This window comes from Rhodanobacter sp. IGA1.0, assembly GCF_040208325.1.
GTDB classification, from domain to species: Bacteria; Pseudomonadota; Gammaproteobacteria; order Xanthomonadales; family Rhodanobacteraceae; genus Rhodanobacter; species Rhodanobacter spathiphylli.
In genome coordinates this window covers 2,260,753-2,282,273 of the sequence record NZ_CP157948.1, presented here as the reverse complement: position 1 = coordinate 2,282,273, position 21,521 = coordinate 2,260,753, and the positions used below count along the sequence as shown (strand labels likewise).

Genomic DNA, 21,521 nt, shown 5'->3' with positions numbered 1-21,521 from the left:
CGAGGCATAGAGTAGTCGAGCCGGCGGGCGACGCGGGAGAGAGTCGATGCACGTTGTGGCGGTGATCGTGGTGCTGCTGACCGTGCTGCTGCTGGGGCGGTCGATCGAACAGAAGATGTTCCGCGGCGATGCGCAGCGTCAGGACCGGTTCCGGCGCCGGCTGCAGGCATGGAGCGGGTGGGCGGCAGCGATCGCCGCCGTGCTGGCCGTCATCGCCGTGGTCTGCATGCGCGCGTTGAGCGCGACGCCCTGATTGTCGCGGCGGCGGCGTGGCTCAGTGCGTGGGCAAGGTGTAGCTGAAGTCGTAGTCGTGCCGACCGTCGACGATGGTGATCGTCATGGCGCCGTCGAGGCCCGCCAGTTCGCCGGTGCCGGAGCCGGGCACCACCACCACGGTCCATTCCCGCGGCGTGCCAGCGACCATCAGGGCGCGGTGCACCAGCGCGAAACTGCCGCTGCGGCCGTGCAGCTTGCCGCTGACTGTCTCCAGCGCCACGTAGGCGCCGGACGTGCTGCCGTCGCCGGCGGCCAGCATCTCGCCCTGGCTGGTGGCGTCCAGATCGCCGTGGAACTGCTTGTCCAGCGACAGTCGCGCCAGGCCCGAAGCTTTGGCCTGGGGATTGTCGGGCGTCTGCGGGGAAACCTTGACGTCGAAATGGCCGGTGGCGTGCATGGTGGTGGACTCCGTGGGGGCTTGTGCAAGCGCTGCCGCAGGCAGCGAAACGGCGATGACGAGCAGGAGCCGTGGGATGGCTTTCATGGGAGACTCCCGCGTGATGTCATGCCGACAATGAAAACACGGTTGGGGACGCGATGATTGTAAAAACGCGACAGGCGCGTGCCACCCCTTGCGGACGACGCGGATGAACGGTGGCGTCGGCAAGGCCCGTGGCGTGTTGCGTCCGGCGCCAGGCGCGCCGTCGACGGGCCTGTTCCACCACGCCCGCATCGCGCCACCGCCGGCGCTGGCCGGCGTGGTGCAGCATTACTGGATCGTGCGCTGGGATCTGCAGGGCGGCCCGCCGCAGCTGCGCGAAACGCTGCCGCACCCGAACGTGCACCTGGCATGCGACGCTGCCGGCAACCGCATCCATGGCATCCACACCGGCCGCTTCAGCACCGTGCTGGAAGGCTGCGGCGGCGTGTTCGGGGTGAAGTTCCGCCCCGGCGGTTTCCACGGCTTCCTGCGGCAACCGGTATCCGTGCTGCGCAATCGCTCCATCGCGCCGGAACAGGTGTTCGGCACCGTCGCCGCCGAACTGGCCACGATCATCCAGGCATCGCCGGACGACGAACACATGGTGTCGCTGGCCAGCGACTTCCTGGTCACCCGTCTGCCGCCACCCGATGCGCAGGCGCTGCGCGTGGGCGAGATGGTGGACGCCATCGCCATCGACCGCAGCCTGCGCACCCTCGACGACCTGGCGACCCGCTGGAGCATCACGCCGCGCACCCTGCAACGCCTGTTCAACCAGTACGTGGGCATCGGCCCGAAGTGGGTGATCAACCGCTACCGCATGCACGAAGCACTCGAACGCGTCGACGCGGGCAAGCCGATGGACTGGACGCAACTGGCGCTGGACTTGGGCTACTTCGACCAGGCCCACTTCATCCGCGACTTCAAGGCGCTGGTGGGGTGTTCGCCGGTGGGGTATGCGCGGCGGGTGCAAGCGGGCTGAGGTCGCGTCGGCGCGATGTCAAGGTGTGGTCCTGATTCGACGACGTCGTCGCGCCGCTTGTATCCGGCAACCCTTGTTGGATCGAAGCATGGGGCCGCTTGACCAGGCAATGTTGAAGGCTGACCATCCGATGGCACATGCCCTCATGCGTGGCCTACCAGGCGCCAGCCTTCAATGACAGACATTCTTGGCTTCCCGCCTCATATGGCCGCGATGATCGTTGCGGTCGGGCTCACTTACTTCCTCATGTCGTGGGCGACGGTCTGGTGGCCCGCCATGGTTGCGTACCGGGGCGGTCGCCTGATGCCGCGTCGCTTCCTGTTCGTGGTCGTCGTTGCCTGCTTGTCGTACGGCATTTTTTCTTTCCTGCTGTTTGCTCTTTTCTTCCTGGCCGAGATGTATGCCATGTTCGTGGCACCCCAACTGGATCGACTCGGCCATCCGGCTGGGAGGCCGGTGCTCGCCGTGATTCGCTTCCTGGAACATTACTGGTGGCTTGTGTTGCCGCCTCTTCTGTTCGCCGCCACCTTTTTCATCACCCGCAAGCTGTCCAGTCGGTGGGAGAAAATTTGCGTGGCGCTCGAGGGCTGACATTTTCCTGGGAGATTCTGGATGGCCTTGGGTGCATGGGTTTCTACAACCTCGTCAGAGCGCACGATGAAACTCTTCCTACGCCCCACATTGGGCATCGCGCTTCTCTTGCTCGTCAGCAGCTGCGTCAAGCCACGCCCTGACCAGATCTATCGCGGCACGTACTTCTACAATTTCGAGTCTTCCTCGTTTACGCCCGAAGGCACAAACGAGAACTGGTGCCTGAGCGGGGATCTCCGCAAGGCGGAGTTGCCGGCCAGGGGCCCCGGCGGTCCCTGGGGTTCGGCTTACGTGGTGGTTCGTGGCGAACTCGGCCCCCCGGGTCACTACTGCAACATGGGTGCCTCGAAGTACGTGCTCACGGTCCACGATGTCATTGAGGTCAGGGACAAGGTCGCCAGGGACTTGTAACGTGCGCCCGCGCACCTTGTGACGAAAGCACACCGCATGGCCGCCGCGCCCGCTTTTCTGTATGTTGGCGGCTTCCCAACGCCAAGGCGCGCCGCATGACCGCATCGCTGGAACACCCGGACCATCTTCGGCGCAGCCTTTCCAACCGGCACCTGCAGCTGATCGCCATCGGCGGCGCGATCGGCACCGGTCTGTTCATGGGCTCGGGCAAGACGATCAGCCTGGCCGGGCCGTCGATCCTGCTGGTCTACCTGATCATCGGCGTGATGCTGTTCTTCGTGATGCGGGCGATGGGCGAGCTGCTGCTGTCCAACCTGGAGTACAAGTCGTTCATCGACTTCTCCACCGACCTGCTGGGGCCGTGGGCCGGTTTCTTCTGCGGCTGGACGTACTGGTTCTGCTGGATCATCACCGCGATCGCCGACGTGATCGCGATCGCCGCCTATACGCAGTTCTGGTTTCCCGACCTGGCGCCGTGGATTCCCGCGGTGCTGTGCGTGTTGCTGCTGCTGAGCCTGAACCTGGTCACGGTGAAGCTGTTCGGCGAGATGGAATTCTGGTTTGCGCTGATCAAGATCATCGCGATCTGCGCGCTGATCGCCGCCGGCTTCGCCCTGGTGGCCTGGGGCTTCACCTCACCGACAGGACACCAGGCGTCGGTGGCGAACCTGTGGAATGACGGCGGCTTCTTCCCGAAGGGGCTCAGCGGCTTCTTCGCCGGTTTCCAGATCGCCGTGTTCGCCTTCGTCGGCATCGAGCTGGTCGGCACCACGGCGGCCGAGACGGCCGACCCGCAGCGCAACCTGCCCAAGGCGATCAACTCGATCCCGGTGCGCATCATCATCTTCTACGTGCTGGCCCTGGTGGCGATCATGATGGTCACGCCGTGGCGCATGGTGGAGCCGGGCAAGAGCCCGTTCGTGGAACTGTTCGTGCTGGCCGGCATTCCGGCCGCGGCCACCCTGATCAACTTCGTGGTGCTGACCTCGGCCACGTCCTCGGCCAACAGCGGCATCTTCTCGACCAGTCGCATGCTGTACGGCCTGGCCGAGGAGCAGCACGCGCCGAAGACGTTCGCGCGGCTGTCGCGCGCCGCGGTGCCGTCGCTGGGCCTGCTGTTCTCCTGCGTGTGCCTGCTGCTGGGCGCGGCGCTGATCTACCTGATCCCCGACCTGATCACCGCGTTCACCCTGATCACCACCTTGTCCGCGGTGCTGTTCATGTTCGTGTGGTCGCTGATCCTGTTTGCCTACATCGCGTACCGGCGCAAGCGCCCGCAGTTGCATGAAGCGTCGACCTACAAGATGCCCGGTGGCGTGTTCATGTGCTGGGCCTGCCTGGCGTTCTTCGTGTTCGTGCTGGTGCTGCTGAGCCTGCAGCCGGATACCCGCGAGGCGCTGATCGCCAGCCCGGTGTGGTTCGTGCTGCTGGGCATCGGCTACCTGTGGAAGGGGCGCAAGGCGCGCGGCGCCTGAGTCCGGTCCCGGCATGAAGCGGCGTTCCACGCGGGGAGTCCTGTTGTTGCTGCTGGGCCTGGTCGTCGCGGGCCAGGTCACCGCGGCGGACGTCGCGATGCCGGCGCATGCCTCGTTCAACATCGATTCGACGGTGCTGCACGAGGCGCGGCACATCAACGTGTACACGCCGCCGACTTACGCCACGGCGAAGGACGCCCGTTACCCGGTGTTGTACATGCCCGACGGCGGCCTGCAGGAAGACTTCCCGCATGTGGCCGCCGACGTCGACGCGGCGATCCGGGCCGGCGCGATGCGGCCGATGATCGTGGTCGGCATCGAGAACACCGAACGCCGGCGCGACATGACCGGCCCGACCACGCTGGCCAGCGACCGCGAGATCGCGCCGCGCGTGGGCGGATCGGCCGCGTTTCGCGCCTTCATGGCGGACGAGCTGATGCCCGAAGTGCAGCGTCGCTATCGCACGGACGGCCATCGCGCGATCGTGGGCGAATCGCTGGCCGGCCTGTTCGTGGTCGAGACGTTCTTCGCCCAGCCGAAGCTGTTCGACACCTGGATCGCACTCAGCCCCAGCCTGTGGTGGAACGACATGGCGCTGGCCCGCGGTGCCGCGGCGCGACTGCAGGCGCAGCCATCACTGGCCTCGACCCTGTACGTGGCCAGCACCGGCGACGATGGCCTGGACGAGAGCGGCGGCGGCCTGCTGCGGGACGCCCTGCGCAAGCACGCGCCGCGCGGACTGCGCTGGTACTACCAGCCGTGGCCGGAACTGAAACACGCCACCATCTATCGCGGCGCATCACCCGCGATATTCCGCCAGCTGTTCGCGCCGAAGTAGCGGTTCTCACTCCGCAGGGCTGACCTGCAGGAGCGCACCCTGTGCGCGATGCTCTGGCGAGTCTGGACGCACGCCGAAAAGCCTCGCGCACAGAGTGCTTCTGCGGGCGGGGTGATGGCTCAGTCGCGGTCGGGGGCGCCGAGCGGGAAGTACGAGCGATAGGGTCGCGCCTCGTCCACCGCGCGGGCGAACGAGGGACGCGCCAGCAGGCGCTGCCGATACGCGACGAGACGGGCGAAGGCGGCGGGGATCGGGTGCGCCCAGTCGGCGTAGAACAGGGCGGGCGCCGCGGCGCAGTCGGCGAGGCTGAAGTCGCCGCCAGTGGCCCAGTGCCTGTCGGCGAGCTTGTGGTCGAGCCAGGCATAGGCGGTGTCGAGCAAGCGGCGGGCTTCCTCCACGCCGCGGACATCGCGTTCGGTGGCGGGGCGCAACTGGTCGAACACCATCTTCTGCAGCGGCGTATGCACGTAGTTGTCGAAGAAGCGGTCGAGAAAACGGGCTTCCAGCGCGGCCTCGGCATCGTCGGGAATCAGCCGCTGCGGACCGGGATGCTGCTGGCCCAGGTACTCGATGATGATGCTGGATTCGATCACGTTGCGTTCGCCGTCGCGCAGCAACGGCATGCGCCGCAGCGGCCACCAGGCGGTGAATTCGCGGTCGGTTTCGGCATCGTCCGGGGTGAGCAGGCGCAACTCGAAGGCGATGTCATTCTCGTACAGCGCGATCAGCACCTTCTGGCAGTAGGACGAGAACGGGTGGGCGTAAAGCTTGACAGTCATGGTTGAAGACCTGGGTGGCGAGGTATGCGGAGGCGACGAACGAAGGTGGGCGGAATCGACAGGCCATGCCCGACGCTCCCGGATTGCCCCGGCAAAGGTCGCGCTGCGTCAGCGGCTGCGAGGCGTGCCGGATTCGCGCGGGCAGCGGCGGCGCCGCGGGTGCAACGGATCGCCGTCTGTCTCGACCGGGCTTGACCGCGATCAAGGCAAGGCCGCGGCGGGGCGACCACGATCGACACCGGCGACACCGGCCAGATGTCGGTGCAGCGAGGAACTTCGATGGAATTTCATATTGCGCTGGTCGACGCATCCCCCGAGCCCGCCGTGGTTCAGGACGCGCTGTTCGACGTCGATCCCACGGCCGTGGTCGACCTGGACATGAGCGGACTGGTGATGCGCATATCGTCCTCGGCCACGGTCACCGACCTGGTCGAGGTGCTGGGGCAGGTCGGCTGGACGGTGGCGCCGGCACAGGTCGCGCAACAGCCGACGATCTGCTGCGGCGGCTGCAGCGGCTGAACCGCATCGACACACGTCTCTTGTTGAACGCGCGCCATTCGCTCGCGCGCGTCGGCGCGCGGGCCTTTCCTCCGGAGTACCTGCCATGTCCTGCGATATCGTGATCATCGGCGCCGGCCCCGCCGGCTTGTGTTTCGCCCGCGCTCTGAAAGGCAGCGGCCTGCGCATCGCGCTGGTGGAGCGCCAGCCAGAAGCCGGCCTGATCGCGCCACCGGACGACGGTCGCGAGATCGCGATCACCCATCACTCGCAACGCCTGCTGCGCGAACTGGGCCTGTGGACGCGCCTGCGCGAGGAGGAGATCGGCACGCTGCGCGACGCGATGGTGCTCGACGGCGACGACCGCGAGGGGCTGATGTTCCGCCACGACGAAGCGGGCAAGCCGCAGCTGGGCTGGCTGCTGTCCAACCACGCGATCCGTCGCGCCGCGTACGCCGGGGTGATGGAGTTGCCGGAAGTGGAACGGATCACCGGCGTGCAGGTGAGCGCGGTGCGCACCGGTCGCGACGGCGCCGAGGTCGAGCTGGCCGATGGCCAGACACTGCACGCGCAGCTGGCGGTGGCGGCGGACAGCCGCTTCTCCGACACGCGCCGGGCCATGGGCATCGGCGCCGACATGCATGATTTCGGCAAGACCATGCTGGTGCTGCGCATGCACCACGAGGCGCCGCACGAGCAGGTGGCGTGGGAATGGTTCGGCCATGGCCAGACCCTGGCCCTGCTGCCGCTGCACGATCCGCACACCTCGTCGGTAGTGCTGACCCTGTCGCCGCCGGCGATGCGTGAGATGCTGGCGCTGGACGACACGGCGCTGGAACAGGCCATGGCCGAACGCTTCGAGCAGCGCCTGGGCGCGATGCGCGTGGCCGGCCCGCGCTGCGCCTATCCGCTGGTCGGGGTGTACGCGCAGCGCTTCGTGGCCGAGCGCTTCGCGCTGATCGGCGATGCCGCGGTGGGCATGCATCCGGTCACCGCGCACGGCTTCAATTTCGGCCTGCTGGGGCAGGACACACTGGCGCGTGAAATGCGCGCCGCGATGGCCGCGGGCCGGCCGTTCTGGGAGGCATCGGTGCTGCAGCGCTATGAGCGCCGGCATCGCCTGGCGACCCGGCCGCTGTACCTGGCCACCCGAATGTTGGCCGGCCTGTACACCGACGACCGCCGCCCGGCGCGGGTGTTGCGCAAGCTGGCATTGGGCGCGGGCGCCCGACTGGGGCCATTCAAGCGCCTCGTGATGTCGGGGCTCACCGCCGAGTCGGCCGGCGTCCCCGCCCTGTTGCGCCGGCGCTCGACCTGAGAGGTTGTGATTTTTCAACTTCGAAGCGATGGAAGAAAACCACGGAAACGGTTTTCCTCACGGGCCATGGCCGGAGCCGGCCTGCTCAGGCCGGGTGGCTGGCCAGGCTGCTGGCGATGCGCACTTCGCCGGTCAGCACCTTGTGGATCGGGCAGGCATTGGCGATCTGCAGCAGGCGTTCGCGCTGCTCGCCGGAGAGGTCGCCCTGCAAGGTGATCACCCGGGTGATGTCGTTGCCGCTGGCCGGCGTGCCCTCGGGGTTGAACTGCAGGTCCACGCCGACCCGGTGCAACGGCCATTGCTTGCGCGCGGCATACATCTGCAGGGTGATCGCGGTGCAGGCGCCCAGCGCCGACAGCAGCAGGCGGTGCGGCGCCGGCCCGGCATTGGCGCCGCCATCCTCGACCGGTTCGTCGGCCAGCCAGGCGTTGCCCTGGTCATCGGTGAAGCTGACCGTGTACGGCGTTTGTCCGGTGACGGCGTGGACGGAATAGATAGTCATCGGCATGGTTCCTGCGGCAGGGAAGACAAGGTTGGCGGGCGAGCTCAGAGCCTGTGAAGAAAACCACTTCCTGTGGTTTTCTTCTATCGCACGTCTGGTACGTGCCCGGACGTACTCACGCGAATCAGTCACTTCCGTGACCGATCCGCGCCCGGCCATCCATGGCCGGGCTTCGAGGTTGAAAAAATCACAACCTCTCAGATCACGTCCCACATGTAGCCATCGTTGGCCAGCACGGCGCCGGCCAGTTGCTCCACGGCAGCGTCCTCGTTGCGCTCCAGCTCGCGCACGTTGCGCGCCATCCGCCGGCGCGCCTGCCTGGCGAACATCTCGGCGATGCTGACTGCCTGCGCCGCGGCGGGGTGCGATTTCTTTTCCAGGCTGTCGGCACGCGACAGCACGCACAGGCCCACGAACAGGTCGATCGCGATGTCGGCCAGGCGTTTCTGCGCGTGCTGCATGTCGGTGGCCTTCTTGCCGTAGCGACGCAGCAGCTGGTCGGAGGATTTCGACAACTCGACCGTGTACTTCTCGTAGGTGGCCGCCACCTTGCGCAGCCGCGGCGACAGTTCGTGGGCGATGCGGTCGATGCCGTAGCCGGTAGCCTCGCGCATGCGCCGGCCGGTATAGCTGCCGAGCACGCCGAAGCCCTTGATCGGTTCGTTGAAGATCTCGCCCACGGCGGATTTGAGCTCGCTCAGCCCGGTGCCCACGTCCTTCAGCCCGGACAGTGCGATGTACAGGTGCAGGATCTCGTTGGTGCCTTCGAAGATCGACAGGATGCGCGTGTCGCGGGTGACCTGCTCGTACGGGAACTCGCGCATGAAGCCGTTGCCGGCGGCGATCTGCAGTGCCTCGTACGAAGCGCGCTGCACCGCCTCGCTGGCGAACACCTTGCTCATCGCCGCCTCGACCGAATAGTCGCTGCCGCCGGCGTCGATCAGGTGCGCCACCATCCACACCGCGCTCTCGGCGGCGAAGCAGTCCATCGTCATCTGGGCGATCTTCTCGCGCACCAGACCGTACTCGGCGATCGACTGGCCGAACTGCTTGCGCTCCTTCGCCTGGGCGCAGGCCAGGCGGATCAGCGTACGCATGCCACCCACCGCACCGCCGCCCAGGCCGGTGCGGCCACTGTTCAAGATGCTCATCGCCACCTTGAAGCCCTTGCCGACCGGGCCCAGCACGTTCTGCGCCGGCACCTGCACGTCGGCGAACGCCACCGTGGTGGTGCTCGATGCGCGGATGCCCATCTTGTCCTCGTGCGGGCCGTGGCTGACGCCGGGCCATGCCGCTTCCACCATGAAGGCGGTGATCTTGCCCTCGGGCGTGTCGGTGCGGGCGAACACGGTATAGAAGTCCGCGATGCCGCCGTTGGTGATCCAGATCTTCTCGCCCGAAAGCGTCCAGCTGCCGTCGTCGTTGCGCGTCGCCCTGGTGCGGATCGAGGCGGCATCGGAGCCGGCGCCGGATTCGGTGAGGCAGAACGCGGCGATCATCTCGCCGGTGGCGAGCTTCGGCAGGTAGCGCTGCTTCTGCTCGTCGCTGCCGAACAGCAGCAGGCCCTTCATGCCGATCGAACTGTGCGCGCCGATGGTCAGCGAGACCGAGCTGTCGTGGCTGGAGGTCTGGCCCAGCACGCGGGCATAGGCGCCATTGGAAAGCTGCAGTCCGCCGAACTCCTCGGGAATGATCAGGCCGAACAGGCCCATCTCGCGCAGCGCCTGGATGAATTCGGCCGGCTGCTCGGCGTCGCGGTCGTACTGTTTCAGCTCGGCGGTCTTGTCGGCGAGGAACTGGTCGATCGCGTCGGTCATCGCGCCCAGCATTTCCCGGTCGCGGGCGCGGATTTCCGGATAGGGGAACAGGTTCTCTTCGAGGATGTTGCCCAGGAACAGCTGTTTGGCGACGCTGTGCTCGCTGCGCAGGGTGGAGGTGGCAGGCAGGGGCGTGTTCACGGCGTTCTCCGGGCTGGGGCTGAAGCGGCATTCTGGCACCTGCAGCGCGCCGGGCGATGGCGCCAATCGCCGCAGGCCGATCACGCAAGCCGGCGGGTTATGCTGGCCGTGCATCTGAACAGGGGAAGTCCATGCATCGTTTCGTCATCTTCGCCGCGCTGGTCGCGGCTTCCATGCTGGCCGGCTGCGCGCCGCACGCCGCGGTCAAGCCGGCCAGCACCATCACCTTGAACGTCGATGCCGCGGGTAAGCCGGGGGCCGATGCGGACATGAAGAAAGTCCTGGGCGCCCTGGAGATGATCCAGGCTGGCCGCATCCAGCTGGCCATCGATGGCCCCCTGAACGAGGTGATCGACAAGTACGAGGCGCTCTACAAGGGCAGGGCGGGCATGGTGTTCTGCGCCCGCGGCGTGGGCGATGCGCTGATCTACGCCACACTCGGCAGCAAGACGGTCAATGGCAAGGCGGATGTACCCGTAGAGGTGATCGGTTCGGCCTGGGCGCTGGCCTACTGGGCGCGTGGCTACGCGTACAGTGAAATGGCCCGCTACGCGGATGCGCGGGCCGAGCTGGAAAAGGCGCTGGCCCTGTCGCCGATGGACAGCCAGTACAAGAACGAGCTGGCGTTCACCTATCAGCGCAGCGGGGACTGGAACCGGATGCTGGCCCTGTATCAGGAGGCCGAGGGGACTGCGGAGATCAGCGGCACGACCCCGGAAGCGACCACCGAGCTGAAGTGCGTGGCGCTGCGTGGCCAGGGTTATGCCCTGGTCGAGCTGCACCGCCTCGACGAGGCGACCAAGGCCTACCAGGGCTGCTTGAAACTGGTCCCCGGCGAACCCAAGTCATTGGGGGAACTAGGATATATCCAGGATTTGCGGGCAAAGGCGCACTGAGCTGCCGGCGCCCGCCGTTCACTCTCGCGGAGGCAAACCATGGCAACCGGTTGGGCCGGCGACGGCGCCGTGCAGGATCAGATCGACGCCACCGTCAGCGACGCGGTGCAGCGGGCGCGCCAGCAGTTGCGGCAAGGCCCGGGACTGAGTCATTGCGAGGAGTGCGAGGCGCCGATTCCCGAAGCGCGGCGCCAGGCCGTCCCCGGCGTACGCCTGTGCGTGAGCTGCCAGCAGGCGCAGGACGCCGAGCAGCGCAGCAGCGGCCCGTACAACCGCCGGGGCAGCAAGGACAGCCAGCTGCGCTAGGTGTCCCGGCACGCTTCCGGCTGGCATCCGTCGCGACGGACACCGCTTGTGCGGGCGCCCCGCTGGGGGCAAGCTCTGCAGGTCGCCGGACTGACGATGCGTTGACCTATCGACGCCGCCAATTTGGGTAAGCTTGGCGGCATCGATCGAAGCGCTGCCGGCGCGACCAGGGGGACACCATCATTTCCAATCCGTCGAATCCTTCCGGACTTGCGGCTGGCATCAACTATTTCTTTGCGTTGCTGCCGGACGAGTGCGCGCGAACCGCGATGGCGGGCGTGGGCGAGCGTTTTCGCAAGACCCACCGCATCGGCGGCACGCCGGTGGGCGTCGACGGCCTGCACCTGACCCTGTGCCCGATGGGCAAGCCCGAGCGACTGCAGCAGCCGCTGGAGCAGGCCCTGCTTGCCGCCGGCAATGAAGTGAAGGAACACGCTTTCCTGGCCACCCTCGATGCGGCGATGCGGTTCACCGCCCGCGATGGCCAGTTTCCGTTCGTGCTTTGCGCGGACAGCGCCACCGCCGAGGCGGCGCTGGGTTTGCGCAAGGCGATTGCGGCGGGGCAGGCCCGTGCGGGGTTGCAGGTCAGCGGGGTGTCCAGCTTCCTGCCCCACGTCAGCCTGCTGCACGGCACCGCCATCGATGCGATCGAGGAATCGGTGGTGCCGATCCAGTGGCGCGCCTGCGAGTTCGTGCTGATCCGCAGCTTCTTCGGCGAATCACGCTTCGAGGTGGTGGGCCGCTGGCCGCTGGCCGAGGCGTCGGGACCGCCTTCGGTCGATCTGCTCGACGAGCTGGCCAACATGCCGGACCTGCCCGAGCTGCCCGACATCTACTGATCGCGCCGCGCCGCCCAGATGGTGGGCTCGACACTCGTTGCCGGCGCCACCTGCTGGCGCCGTTCGTGCGCCAGGCGATGCTCGCGCCAGGCGATGTACAGACTCGCCGCGATGATGATGGCGGCGCCCGCGGCGGTATGGCGATCCAACGGCTCGCCGAAGATCCACCAGGCCAGCAGCGCCACGATCAGAAGTTGCAGGTAACTGAACGGGGCCAGCAGCGAGGCGTCGGCCAGGCGCAGCGCACGCGTCCAGCAGAAGTGGCCGCCGGTGCCCAGCGCGCCGGACAGCACCAGCCATGGCCAGGTCCCGGCGTGTGGCCATTGCCACACCGACAGTGCGGCGGGCAGTGACAGCGGAATCCAGAGGAGGGTGGTCAGCAACACGATGCGGTCGGCCGGTTCACTGCCGGTCAGCGACTTGATGCTGATCGTCACCGCCCCGGTCAGCGCGGCTGCCAGCAGGGCGACCAGGCTGCCGCCGGTGAACGCATCGCTGCCCGGCCGCACGATCACCAGCACGCCGATGAAACCGGCAACCACCGCGCTCCAGCGCCGCATGCGCACCACTTCGCCCAGAAAGAGCACGGCGCCGATCGTGACGAACAGCGGCGACGAATAGGACAGCGCCACCGCCTCGGCCAGCGGCAGGTTCACGATCGCCCAGAACCCGGCCAGCATCCCGCCCATGCCCAGCACGCAGCGCACGATGTAGAAACCCAGTCGTGGGGTGCGCAGCAATTGCCAGCCGTGGCCGTGCAGCAGGGGCAGCGCGAACAGGGCGCCGAAGCCGCTGCGGAAGAAGGTGATCTGGAACGGATGCAGCTGGGCCGAGGCCAGCCGGATGCAGACCGCCATCAGCGCAAACAGGCTGGCGCTGCCCAGCATCAGCATCACGGCGCGCAATGGCAGCGGCGCGACGGGGTGCGACGGGGTGGGTGTCGTTTCCAGGAGCTTGCTGCAGGAAGCGAAGAGTGGCGCGCATGGTACTGCAAGTTTCGTCCCGCCTTCGCTCCGCGGTCGCCGTTTGAGGCGCATTTCCGGACGATCGCCAGTCATGGCGTGAACCGGGGCGCGATCGACCCTGCATCGACCTGGGCATCGCCCGCCCGCCGCGTGATCGCCGTGAAGGATGCAATGGCCACGCGGCCGCGGCGCCAGGCGTCCCGGCGGCGTCCCATGATTCTTCAGTGCTTGGTAGACAACGTTGTCAATCCACCTGAAGTTTCGTCACCTGGTCGCGACATGAGGCCGGCCACCGGCCGGGCGTGGACTGGATTCGAGCGCTTTGACACAGCCGGCGGGTCCCCGTCACAGTTTGGAAAAAGTCTGATAGACAACGTTGTCATCCGGGTCTATGACGGGACAGCACGTCCATAAGAAGCGGTAGCGAGCAAGGAGGCAGCAGGACATCGGGTTCCCCACCCGTGGCTGACCGGAGCGTCGCCAGGCCTGTCCTGACAACCCACCCGTAGCGATGTAGTCCCGACAGGAGACATCTCATGTTTGCGAAACGATCGGCTGTGTGGTCCGGCTTGGCTTTGAGTGCATTGGGCAGTGCCATGGGCACCTGCTTTTCGGTGGCCCTGCTGGCGGCAGTGCCGCTGCAGGCGGTACACGCGCAATCCGCGCCCGCCTGTGCGGCGGCGTGGAATGCGGCGACCGCCTACGGCGGCGGCAGCGTGGTCAGCGAGAACGGCAACAATTACCTGGCCAACTGGTGGACCCAGGGCAACGACCCGGCGACCAGCAGCGGGCCCGGCGGTTCGGGTCAGCCATGGACATCGCAGGGCTCTTGCGGCGGCAGCACTCCGCCGACCGACCCGCCGCCCACCGACCCGCCCGGGTCGGGCGGTTGCGACGCGGCATGGAGTGCGGCGACGGCCTATGGCGGCGGCAGCCTGGCCAGCGAGAACGGGGTGAACTACAAGGCCAACTGGTGGACCCAGGGCGATGATCCGGCCACGCACAGCGGACCGACGGGTACCGGACAGCCGTGGACGGCCCAGGGCAGTTGCGATGGCTCCACGGACCCGGGCGATCCCGGCGATCCGGGGGACCCTGGCGATCCGGGTACGCCGAACCCGCCCGCCGAAGGCTTCCTGTTCAGTCCGTACAAGGACGTCACCATCAACCTCAACTGGAATACCAACGTGATGCGCACCGCGGTCACCGGCACGGCGATTCCGCTGGTGGGCAGCGGCAGCCTGGTGTCCACCGCGTTGCCGAATCTGGGCGCGGTCACGCTCGCTTTCGCGTCGGGCGAATGCGGCAGCGAAAGCTGGGGCGGCATCCCGGCGGCGAGTTTCGCCAGCGCGAACATCCAGCCGCTGGTCGACGCGGGGATCAGTTATGTGGTTTCCACCGGTGGCCAGGCCGGCAGCTTCACCTGTGGTTCGGCGGCGGGCATGGCGCAGTTCCTTTCGCGCTACGCCTCGCCGTACATGGTCGGCGTGGACTTCGACATCGAAGGTGCCCAGTCACAGGCGCAGATCAACAACCTGATCGCCAACGCCGCGTACGCGCACACCTTGTATCCGAACCTGCGCTTCTCCTTCACCCTGGCCACGCTGGCGGCGTCCGATGGCAGTCATGGCGGATTGAATGGCGTGGGCGACATGGTGGTGCGTGCGGTGAAGGCGGCCAACCTGCCGAACTACACGATCAACCTGATGGTGATGGACTTCGGTTCGGCCAGTCCCGGCGTGTGCGTGGTGTCGAACGGGCAGTGCGACATGGGCCAGTCGGCGATCCAGGCGGCGACGAACCTGCAGTACACCTACGGCATTCCCGCCAGCCGCATCGAGCTGACCCCGATGATCGGCGTGAATGACGTCAGCAGCGAAGTGTTCCGGGTTTCCGACGTCGACACCGTGGTCAATTACGCGGTGAACCAGGGCATGGCCGGCGTGCACTTCTGGTCGCTGGATCGCGACACGCCGTGCGCAGGCGGTGGCGGCACGGCATCGCCGATCTGCAATTCGGTGAGCGGCACCACGCCGCTGCAATACAGCAAGCGGTTCCTGCAGGACCTGGGCAAGTAGCAACAGGCGCTGGCGGGCCGGATGTCGGCCCGCCAGCTTTCAGGACGTCGCCGATTCGACGAAGGTCACCGTATTGCCGTCCGGATCGCACACCGGCGCGAAGCGCACGAAGTGCGTGGCCAGTTGCGGGGCGGGGACGTCGATGTGGCGATCCTGCAGGTCGTGCAGGATCTCGTCCAGATCCTCGACCATGATGCCGACCGACGTTGCGCCGGCGTGGCATGGCGCTTCGGTCAGCTCGTTCCTCGACAGCAGCTGGATGCGCGTGCGCCTGGCGATCTGCCACTCGGCGCAGGATGCATTGGGCGTGTCGTCCGGGCCCCGTCCGAACAGGCGGGCATACCAGGCGCTGGATGCAGCAAAATCGCTCACGGCAACTGTGGCGAGAACCTGGTGGGCAGTCATGATGTTTCTCCGCGGGCGTTGGCGCAAGATTTAGCTCCTCGTCCATGTCGGCAGCGTGAAGGCCCGACCGATGCGCCTATAATCGCGATCCGATGGCATGAACCAGGTACGTCCCGTGTCCGACATTCCCGCCTGTCCGTCCTGCGCGATGGAGAACACCTATCCCGACGGCGACAACTACATCTGCGCCGATTGCGGCCACGAGTGGCCGATCGCGTCGGGTAACGGGGAGGGTGGCGAGGCGCTGGTGGTGCGCGACGTCAACGGCAACGTGCTCAACAGCGGCGACACCGTGACGGTGATCAAGGACCTCAAGGTGAAGGGTTCATCGATCCCGCTGAAGCAGGGCACGGTGATCCGCAACATCCGCCTGGTCGATGGCGACGAAGAGCACATCGAAGGCAGCTCGGACAAGATCAAGGGACTGGTGCTGAAGGTGTGCTTCCTGAAGAAGGCCTGAGATCGCTGCCCGCCGTCAGCCCGGGGACAAGGCCTGGAAGCGCTGCACGAAATCGGCCGCCGCTTCGGGCATGCCGAGATGGTAGCCCTGGCCGAAATCGCAGCCCATGCCGGCCAGCAGGTCCTCGGTGGCCTGGTTCTCGATGCCTTCGGCAATCGTGGCGAGGTCGAGATGGTGGGCCATGTTGATGATCGCGCTGACCAGTCGGGTCGTATGCGGATCATCCTGCATGGAGCCGACCAGTGACTGGTCGATCTTCAGTTCGGTGGCGGGGAAGCGGCGCAGGTAGGAGATCGACGCATAGCCGGTGCCGAAGTCATCGATGGCGATGCGCACGCCCATGTCGCGCAACCGGCGCAAAACCTGCACGCTGGACTCCAGGTCCGCGGCCAGCGCGGTCTCGGTGACTTCCGCGATCACCGAGGTGGGTGCCACGCCCCAGATGTCCAGTGCGCCCCGGAACTGCTCGACCATGCCGGGCCGCGAGAAGGCCTGCGGCGAGAGGTTGATGGCGAAGTCCAGTCCACCTGTCGCGCACAGCGGCGCGGCATGGCGCAAGGTGGCGTTGATGCTCCAGCGGGTCAGCGCCGAAATCAGGTCGCTCTGTTCGGAGAACGGCACGAAACTGGCTGGCGACACCACGCCGTGGCGGGGGCTGGTCCAGCGCGCCAGCGATTCGACGGCCACCAGGCGCCCGGCCTGCAGCTCGCGAACCGGCTGGAAGTACACCTGCAGCCGGTTCGCCTCGATCGCGTCGCGCAGCTCCTCGTAGAAGATCTCCACCTGGGTGTCGTGCGGCTGGTAGATCTGGCAGGACTCGCGCCGACGCTGCGCTTCGTCCAGCGCCATCGCGGCGCGGCGGCACAGCAGGTCCGCGTCCTGCCCGTGTTCGGGGTAGAGCGCGACGCCCATCACCGCGCGCAATTGCCAGGGCGACTCCATCCCGTGCAGTGGCTGCTCGAAGGCCTGGCTGAGTCGCGCACTGGCCAGCAGCACGTGGTTGCGGCTCAGCATGTCGGGCAGTACCACGGCGTAACTGTCGTCGCCGGCGCGGAAGACCCGGTCGGCGGGACGCAGCGACTGCACGATCAGTTCATGGGCAACCTCGCCGGCCTGCTCGCCCTGGGCGTAACCGAAGCGCAGCGCGATCTGGCGCAGGCCGCGGGCACGCAGCATCAGCACGGCGAAACGTCCGCCCGTTTCGACGCAGGCGGCGATCTGTGCCTCGATCGCGGCAAACAGGGAATCCCGATTCAGCATGTTGATGGCAACGTGGCCTGGAGACTTGAGGACGGGCGGAGCGCAAACCCGTGGCACGGGCGAATCATCGCAGCTGTGTCATTTCAGGAACAGGTCGGCGGCGTCGATGCCATAGTCGCCGGCAACCAGGCTGCGCACGATGTCCACGGCGGCGCCCTGGTCCTGCAGCATCAGGTCGACCTGGCGGAAATCCTCCAGCGGCTGCTTGTTCGGCCGGGTCAGCACGACGACCTTGGGGCGCAGCCGGCGAACCTGGTTCTGCGCCATCACCACGGCGACCTCGCCGGTGCTCAGCTCCACCAGCGATCCGGTCGGGTAGACGCCAAGGCAGACCTGGAAGCGTTCGATCATCTCGGCCTGGAACAGCGTGTTGCGGGTAGCGTAGATCTGCCGCAGCGCGTGATGGCGGGAAATCGCCGGACGATAGGGGCGCGGGCTGATCATCGCGTCGTAGGTGTCGATGATGCCGAGCATGCGCCCGGTGATCGGGATCATGTTGCCGGCCAGGCCGTCGGGATAGCCGCTGCCATCATGGCGCTCGTGGTGGCTGCGCAGGATGTCCAGCACGTCCTGGTCGGTGATGTCCGACTCGGAGACGATCGCCAGCCCGGCGGCGACGTGCGAGCGCACCACGTCCACTTCGGCGGGTGACAGCGAGCCGGGATAGCGCAACAGGTTTTCCGGGACGCGGGTCTTGCCCACGTCCATCAGCAGGCCGCCGGCGGCCAGGCTGAGAATGGTTTCCTCGGCGAAGCCCATGTGCCGCCCGAAGGCGGCGGCAAGCGCGCTGCAACCGATCGAATGGCTGTAGGAATAGTTGTCGTGCCGGCGCAATCCCTCGACCAGGAAAAATGCATCGGCGCTGCGCAGCACGCTGGCCACCAGCGGTCGCACGGCCTGCTCGACGCGTTCCACCGAGAGCTCGCGGCCACTGGCGATGTCTTCGTAGATCCGGTCGACCATCTCGCCGGCGTTGTCCAGCGCGGCGTGGGCCCGCGGCGCTTCCTCTTCGACGGGAATCCTGTCGGCGTACTGGACGGTGTCCTTGAAGCGGGTTCCCGAGAGACTGGTGCGGGTCAGTGCCGGTCGCGGCGCTATCGGCACCTGGCGGCGAAGGTCGACGTACACGTACTCGCAAACCGCGCGGACGGCGGCGAGATCCTCGGGGCTTGCCAGCCCGACCCCCTGCAGGGGGAAAGAGGTTTCCTCCCATGGCCGATCGAGCCGGCACACGTACATGCCAAGCCGGAGGGCGTGGACGTCCATGCGCTGTTCTTCGATTTCAAAGGCCACGCATGGTCCCGATGGGCTGGCTGGAATGGGGCGAGCCGATGGTCTGGCCGAGTGGCCCGGCGGCAGACTTCCCGCCTCCTGCAACACCCGGCAGCCTAGCAGGGGATTGCGTGCGGATGCCAATGAAGCGTGTCGCGCGGGACGCGTGGGTGGGGAATGGTCATGCGTGCGTCGGCCGACCATTGGCCCGGCGTAGTGTCGCCACTACAGTGCATCACCTTGTCCAGAAGCCTCCTGCCCTTATGTCGCCTGCTCACCGACTCCTGCGTACCTTCCGTTCGATCCATCTGCATCTGGGCGTGTTCACCGCGCCGATGCTGCTGTTTCTTGCCATCACGGGCGGGCTGCAGGTGTTCGGCCTGCACGAAAGCTCGCGCGACAGCGGCTACGCGCCGCCGGCCTGGCTGGCCAGTGCGGCGCAACTGCACAAGAAACAGACCCTGGAGATGCCACAGCGGCGGCGTCCACCGGCCACCGCGTCCGGCAACACGGCGCAACCGACGCCGGCCGTGCAACCGCGCGTGCGCGACGAGGCGGCTAGGCCGGCGAAGAGGAATCTGTGGCCGATGAAGACGTTCTTTGCGCTGGTCGCCCTGGGCCTGCTGGTGTCGGTGTCGAGCGGCCTGTACATGGCGTGGCGCTTTACCCGTCGCCCCGCGGTGTTCGGCGTGGTGCTCGGCGCCGGAGTCATGGTGCCGTTGTTGCTGCTGTTGTTCTGAGCCCTCGGCGCGGCAGGCCGGACTGCGGCCTGCCGCGGCCGATGACTCAGGCGATGGTCAGCGTCACGTCGATGTTGTTGCGGGTGGCGTTCGAGTAGGGGCACACGATGTGCGCCTTCTGCACCAATGCCTCGGCGTCGGCGCGGGGCATGCCGGGGATGGTGATGGTCAGCTCGACCTCGATGCCGAAGCCGGTGGGAATCGGGCCGATGCCGACCTGGCCGGTGACCCGGGTGTCGGCTGGCAGCTGCAGCTTCTGCTGGCCAGCCACGAACTTCATCGCGCCCAGAAAGCAGGCCGAGTAGCCGGCGGCGAACAACTGTTCCGGATTGGTACCGTCACCGCCGGCGCCGCCCAGTTCCTTCGGGGTGGTCAGCTTGACGTCGAGCACGTTGTCGGAGGAGGTGGCGCGGCCGTCGCGGCCGCCGGTGGCGGTGGCCTTGGAGCGATACAGGACTTTTTCGATGGACATGGCGGATTCCTTGGGTGGGGGTTGGTGAGTTTAGTGTGCTATCAAATAGCGCGCTATTTGAATGATGGAAAATGACTGGCGATCAGTCCTCGGTGGACAGCTTGCGGCGCAGGTCCTGCAACTCCTGCTTGAGATGGATCAACTGCTCCGGTGCGCAGCGGGTGGCGCAGAAGATCGATTCCTGCACCTTGCCGGCCTTGCCCTGCAGCGCCTTGCCCCGGGCGGTCAGCGAAATCACCACGTGGCGTTCGTCGTCGCGCGAGCGCAGCCGCGTCACCAGACCTGCGGACTCGAGCCGCTTCAGCAGCGGGGTCAGGGTGGCGGAGTCGAGGAACAGGCGTTCACCGATTTCCGACACGCTGAGGCTTTCGTCCTCCCACAGCACCATCATCACCAGGTACTGCGGGTAGGTGATGTCGAGCGCCTTGAGCAGCTTGCGATACACCTTGTTCATGGCCAGCCCCGCCGAATAGAGCGCAAAGCACAATTGCGCATCCAGCCGGGGTACGGCGTTGGCGGCAGGCTTCGTGGCGGCGCGGGCAGTCTTCATGGCTGCGCATATTACATAGCGCGCTATTCATTGGCAAGCGATTTATTTGCGGAAGTTGCAGCGGCATCGAGCAGCCGGAGTAGAGTGGTCGCCTCGCCGGCGACGCCAGAGGCCCCGGCATCGACGCAGCAGCCCGAGGGAATACGCATGGGTTTCCGGATCAGCAGCTTCGCAGCAATCACCGTTGCCGCCTCCTTGATACTGGGCGGGGCCAGTGTCCACGCCGGGGAAACCTACAGCGCGGCCCAGCGCGAAGCCCTGGGCGCGGTGGATGCGCTGTTTGCGGCCATGACCCGGCATGATGTGGAAACGTCGCGCCGGCTGATCCTGCCTGGGGCCAACTTCGTGGTGCTGCTGCCGGACGGCAAGCTGCGGATCGAGGCCGACACCGGTTATCTCGACACGCTGGCCAAGCGCAAGGAAGCCTTCCTCGAGCGCATCTGGGATGCGCAGGTCACCGTGCAGGGGAATCTTGCCCAGGTCTGGGCGCCGTACGATTTCCACCTGGACGGCAAGCTGTCCCATTGCGGCATCGACAGTTTCAGCCTGGCCCGCACCGCCGATGGCTGGCGCATCGCCGGCATCAGCTACACGGTGCAGAAGGTCGCTTGCGCGCCGAGCCCGCTGGGTGCCGTGCACCCGCAGCAGGGCGCCCCGGTCATTCCAGCGGCGCGGTGATCATCAGCTGGTCGACGTCGTAGCCGCGCTGGCGCGAGTGTTCCTTCAGCGTCCGGAACAGTGCATGGTCCATCGATGCCTTGCGGGCGAGGATCCACAGGTGCTTGCGGCCGGGACTGCCGATCACCGCCCATCGATAGTCCGGGTCCACCTCGATGACCCAGTAGTCGGCCCAGGTCACCGGCAGCCAGCTCAGCCAGCCCGGGGCGAAGCGTACCTCCAGCGCGCCGGGCTGGCCGTCCTTGATCCGGGCCACGCCGGTGACCGACATCCGGCCCTCGCGGGTGCGACAGCTGTTGTCCACGCGCACGGTGCCGTTGGCGTTCGGCGTGTACCTGGCGGTCACCCCGTCCAGGCACTTGCGTTCGAAATACATCGGCAACCGGGCGATCTCGTGCCATTGGCCAGCGTAGTGGTCGAGGTCGAGTGACCGCACCGGTTCGTTCGGCAGCGTGGCCGCCGCCGCGGGTGCAGCGAAGGCGAGCGACGCGAGCAACAGGAGCAGGAGGGGCATGGCGGACGCCTGTGAGGTGCAATTGATCATGCTACGT

Annotated in this window: 26 protein-coding genes; 15 read left to right on the top strand and 11 right to left on the bottom strand. The window is 66.9% G+C overall.

Annotated features, from left to right (window positions below; all coding sequences use genetic code 11):
• Window positions 1-46: 46 nt before the first annotated feature.
• The gene (locus ABNK63_RS10340; protein ID WP_007805938.1) at window positions 47-253 is read left to right on the top strand and encodes a hypothetical protein; all 207 of its coding nucleotides are present in this window, start codon (window positions 47-49) and stop codon (window positions 251-253) included.
• 21 nt (window positions 254-274) lie between these two features.
• Here ABNK63_RS10340 and ABNK63_RS10335 read toward each other — a convergent pair whose 3' ends face one another.
• A complete protein-coding gene (locus ABNK63_RS10335; protein ID WP_238530889.1) occupies window positions 275-760 on the bottom strand; it encodes a DUF3224 domain-containing protein in 486 nt (161 codons plus the stop codon).
• A 103-nt stretch (window positions 761-863) separates the two neighbouring features.
• Between ABNK63_RS10335 and ABNK63_RS10330 the strand changes: the two genes are divergently transcribed.
• The 5 genes from ABNK63_RS10330 to ABNK63_RS10310 all read left to right on the top strand — a co-directional run bounded on the left by ABNK63_RS10330 (window position 864) and on the right by ABNK63_RS10310 (window position 4,994).
• Window positions 864-1,679 (top strand): helix-turn-helix domain-containing protein, encoded by an 816-nt coding sequence (locus ABNK63_RS10330; RefSeq protein WP_007805934.1) that lies wholly within the window; start codon window positions 864-866, stop codon window positions 1,677-1,679.
• 174 nt (window positions 1,680-1,853) lie between these two features.
• The gene (locus ABNK63_RS10325; RefSeq protein ID WP_007805933.1) at window positions 1,854-2,270 is read left to right on the top strand and encodes a hypothetical protein; all 417 of its coding nucleotides are present in this window, start codon (window positions 1,854-1,856) and stop codon (window positions 2,268-2,270) included.
• Between the two features lie 66 nt (window positions 2,271-2,336).
• Window positions 2,337-2,681: a hypothetical protein gene (locus tag ABNK63_RS10320; RefSeq protein ID WP_040672858.1), complete on the top strand. Its 345-nt coding sequence runs from the start codon at window positions 2,337-2,339 to the stop codon at window positions 2,679-2,681.
• 95 nt (window positions 2,682-2,776) lie between these two features.
• Complete coding sequence (cycA, locus tag ABNK63_RS10315; RefSeq protein ID WP_007805930.1) at window positions 2,777-4,156, top strand: D-serine/D-alanine/glycine transporter; 1,380 nt, start codon at window positions 2,777-2,779, stop codon at window positions 4,154-4,156.
• 13 nt (window positions 4,157-4,169) lie between these two features.
• On the top strand, window positions 4,170-4,994 hold the full coding sequence (locus ABNK63_RS10310; RefSeq protein WP_040672856.1) for an alpha/beta hydrolase-fold protein: 825 nt from the start codon (window positions 4,170-4,172) through the stop codon (window positions 4,992-4,994).
• Window positions 4,995-5,113: 119 nt separating this feature from the next.
• Here the strand turns inward: ABNK63_RS10310 and ABNK63_RS10305 are convergent, their stop codons facing one another.
• Window positions 5,114-5,773 carry a glutathione S-transferase family protein gene (locus ABNK63_RS10305; RefSeq protein ID WP_007805927.1) on the bottom strand — a complete coding sequence of 220 codons (660 nt, stop codon included), beginning with the start codon at window positions 5,771-5,773 and terminating at the stop codon, window positions 5,114-5,116.
• A 279-nt stretch (window positions 5,774-6,052) separates the two neighbouring features.
• Here ABNK63_RS10305 and ABNK63_RS10300 point away from each other — a divergent pair, with 279 nt between their 5' ends.
• Together ABNK63_RS10300 and ubiM are read left to right on the top strand one after the other, a co-directional pair.
• The gene (locus ABNK63_RS10300) at window positions 6,053-6,292 is read left to right on the top strand and encodes a hypothetical protein (protein WP_007805924.1); all 240 of its coding nucleotides are present in this window, start codon (window positions 6,053-6,055) and stop codon (window positions 6,290-6,292) included.
• An 85-nt stretch (window positions 6,293-6,377) separates the two neighbouring features.
• On the top strand, window positions 6,378-7,589 hold the full coding sequence (ubiM, locus tag ABNK63_RS10295; protein ID WP_350015552.1) for a 5-demethoxyubiquinol-8 5-hydroxylase UbiM: 1,212 nt from the start codon (window positions 6,378-6,380) through the stop codon (window positions 7,587-7,589).
• 85 nt (window positions 7,590-7,674) lie between these two features.
• Here ubiM and ABNK63_RS10290 read toward each other — a convergent pair whose 3' ends face one another.
• Complete coding sequence (locus ABNK63_RS10290) at window positions 7,675-8,091, bottom strand: OsmC family protein (RefSeq protein ID WP_007805921.1); 417 nt, start codon at window positions 8,089-8,091, stop codon at window positions 7,675-7,677.
• Between the two features lie 197 nt (window positions 8,092-8,288).
• Window positions 8,289-10,049 carry an acyl-CoA dehydrogenase family protein gene (locus ABNK63_RS10285; protein ID WP_350015551.1) on the bottom strand — a complete coding sequence of 587 codons (1,761 nt, stop codon included), beginning with the start codon at window positions 10,047-10,049 and terminating at the stop codon, window positions 8,289-8,291.
• A 131-nt stretch (window positions 10,050-10,180) separates the two neighbouring features.
• Between ABNK63_RS10285 and ABNK63_RS10280 the strand changes: the two genes are divergently transcribed.
• From ABNK63_RS10280 to ABNK63_RS10270, 3 genes are all read left to right on the top strand, one after another.
• Window positions 10,181-10,945 (top strand): hypothetical protein, encoded by a 765-nt coding sequence (locus tag ABNK63_RS10280; protein ID WP_007805918.1) that lies wholly within the window; start codon window positions 10,181-10,183, stop codon window positions 10,943-10,945.
• A 39-nt stretch (window positions 10,946-10,984) separates the two neighbouring features.
• Window positions 10,985-11,251: a DksA/TraR family C4-type zinc finger protein gene (locus tag ABNK63_RS10275; RefSeq protein ID WP_350015550.1), complete on the top strand. Its 267-nt coding sequence runs from the start codon at window positions 10,985-10,987 to the stop codon at window positions 11,249-11,251.
• A 269-nt stretch (window positions 11,252-11,520) separates the two neighbouring features.
• Complete coding sequence (locus ABNK63_RS10270; RefSeq protein WP_007805915.1) at window positions 11,521-12,090, top strand: hypothetical protein; 570 nt, start codon at window positions 11,521-11,523, stop codon at window positions 12,088-12,090.
• On the opposite strand, the gene ABNK63_RS10265 is transcribed toward ABNK63_RS10270, so the two are convergent.
• Entirely contained in the window at window positions 12,084-12,983 is a 900-nt protein-coding gene (locus tag ABNK63_RS10265) for an EamA family transporter (RefSeq protein WP_350017211.1), read from the bottom strand. The genes ABNK63_RS10270 and ABNK63_RS10265 overlap by 7 nt on opposite strands.
• 668 nt (window positions 12,984-13,651) lie before the next feature.
• On the opposite strand from ABNK63_RS10265, the gene ABNK63_RS10260 reads away from it, so the two are divergent.
• Window positions 13,652-15,133, top strand: coding sequence for a carbohydrate-binding protein (locus tag ABNK63_RS10260; protein WP_350015549.1), 1,482 nt, complete (start codon window positions 13,652-13,654; stop codon window positions 15,131-15,133).
• Window positions 15,134-15,172: 39 nt separating this feature from the next.
• Here ABNK63_RS10260 and ABNK63_RS10255 read toward each other — a convergent pair whose 3' ends face one another.
• Window positions 15,173-15,538: a VOC family protein gene (locus ABNK63_RS10255; protein WP_007805909.1), complete on the bottom strand. Its 366-nt coding sequence runs from the start codon at window positions 15,536-15,538 to the stop codon at window positions 15,173-15,175.
• 115 nt (window positions 15,539-15,653) lie between these two features.
• Here ABNK63_RS10255 and ABNK63_RS10250 point away from each other — a divergent pair, with 115 nt between their 5' ends.
• Window positions 15,654-15,998, top strand: a complete 345-nt coding sequence (locus tag ABNK63_RS10250; protein ID WP_007805907.1) for a zinc ribbon domain-containing protein YjdM — start codon at window positions 15,654-15,656, stop codon at window positions 15,996-15,998.
• A gap of 15 nt (window positions 15,999-16,013) precedes the next feature.
• On the opposite strand, the gene ABNK63_RS10245 is transcribed toward ABNK63_RS10250, so the two are convergent.
• Together ABNK63_RS10245 and ABNK63_RS10240 are read right to left on the bottom strand one after the other, a co-directional pair.
• Entirely contained in the window at window positions 16,014-17,258 is a 1,245-nt protein-coding gene (locus ABNK63_RS10245; protein WP_350015548.1) for a bifunctional diguanylate cyclase/phosphodiesterase, read from the bottom strand.
• 78 nt (window positions 17,259-17,336) lie between these two features.
• Window positions 17,337-18,524: an HD-GYP domain-containing protein gene (locus tag ABNK63_RS10240; RefSeq protein ID WP_350015547.1), complete on the bottom strand. Its 1,188-nt coding sequence runs from the start codon at window positions 18,522-18,524 to the stop codon at window positions 17,337-17,339.
• Window positions 18,525-18,793: 269 nt separating this feature from the next.
• On the opposite strand from ABNK63_RS10240, the gene ABNK63_RS10235 reads away from it, so the two are divergent.
• Window positions 18,794-19,270, top strand: a complete 477-nt coding sequence (locus ABNK63_RS10235) for a PepSY domain-containing protein (RefSeq protein WP_350015546.1) — start codon at window positions 18,794-18,796, stop codon at window positions 19,268-19,270.
• Window positions 19,271-19,316: 46 nt separating this feature from the next.
• Here the strand turns inward: ABNK63_RS10235 and ABNK63_RS10230 are convergent, their stop codons facing one another.
• On the bottom strand, window positions 19,317-19,742 hold the full coding sequence (locus ABNK63_RS10230) for an organic hydroperoxide resistance protein (RefSeq protein ID WP_007805903.1): 426 nt from the start codon (window positions 19,740-19,742) through the stop codon (window positions 19,317-19,319).
• Window positions 19,743-19,824: 82 nt separating this feature from the next.
• Window positions 19,825-20,292 carry a MarR family transcriptional regulator gene (locus ABNK63_RS10225; RefSeq protein ID WP_007805902.1) on the bottom strand — a complete coding sequence of 156 codons (468 nt, stop codon included), beginning with the start codon at window positions 20,290-20,292 and terminating at the stop codon, window positions 19,825-19,827.
• Between the two features lie 147 nt (window positions 20,293-20,439).
• On the opposite strand from ABNK63_RS10225, the gene ABNK63_RS10220 reads away from it, so the two are divergent.
• On the top strand, window positions 20,440-20,970 hold the full coding sequence (locus tag ABNK63_RS10220; RefSeq protein ID WP_007805901.1) for a hypothetical protein: 531 nt from the start codon (window positions 20,440-20,442) through the stop codon (window positions 20,968-20,970).
• Here ABNK63_RS10220 and ABNK63_RS10215 read toward each other — a convergent pair.
• Window positions 20,951-21,484, bottom strand: coding sequence for a lipocalin family protein (locus ABNK63_RS10215; protein ID WP_350015545.1), 534 nt, complete (start codon window positions 21,482-21,484; stop codon window positions 20,951-20,953). The genes ABNK63_RS10220 and ABNK63_RS10215 overlap by 20 nt on opposite strands.
• Between the last annotated feature and the right edge of the window lie 37 nt (window positions 21,485-21,521).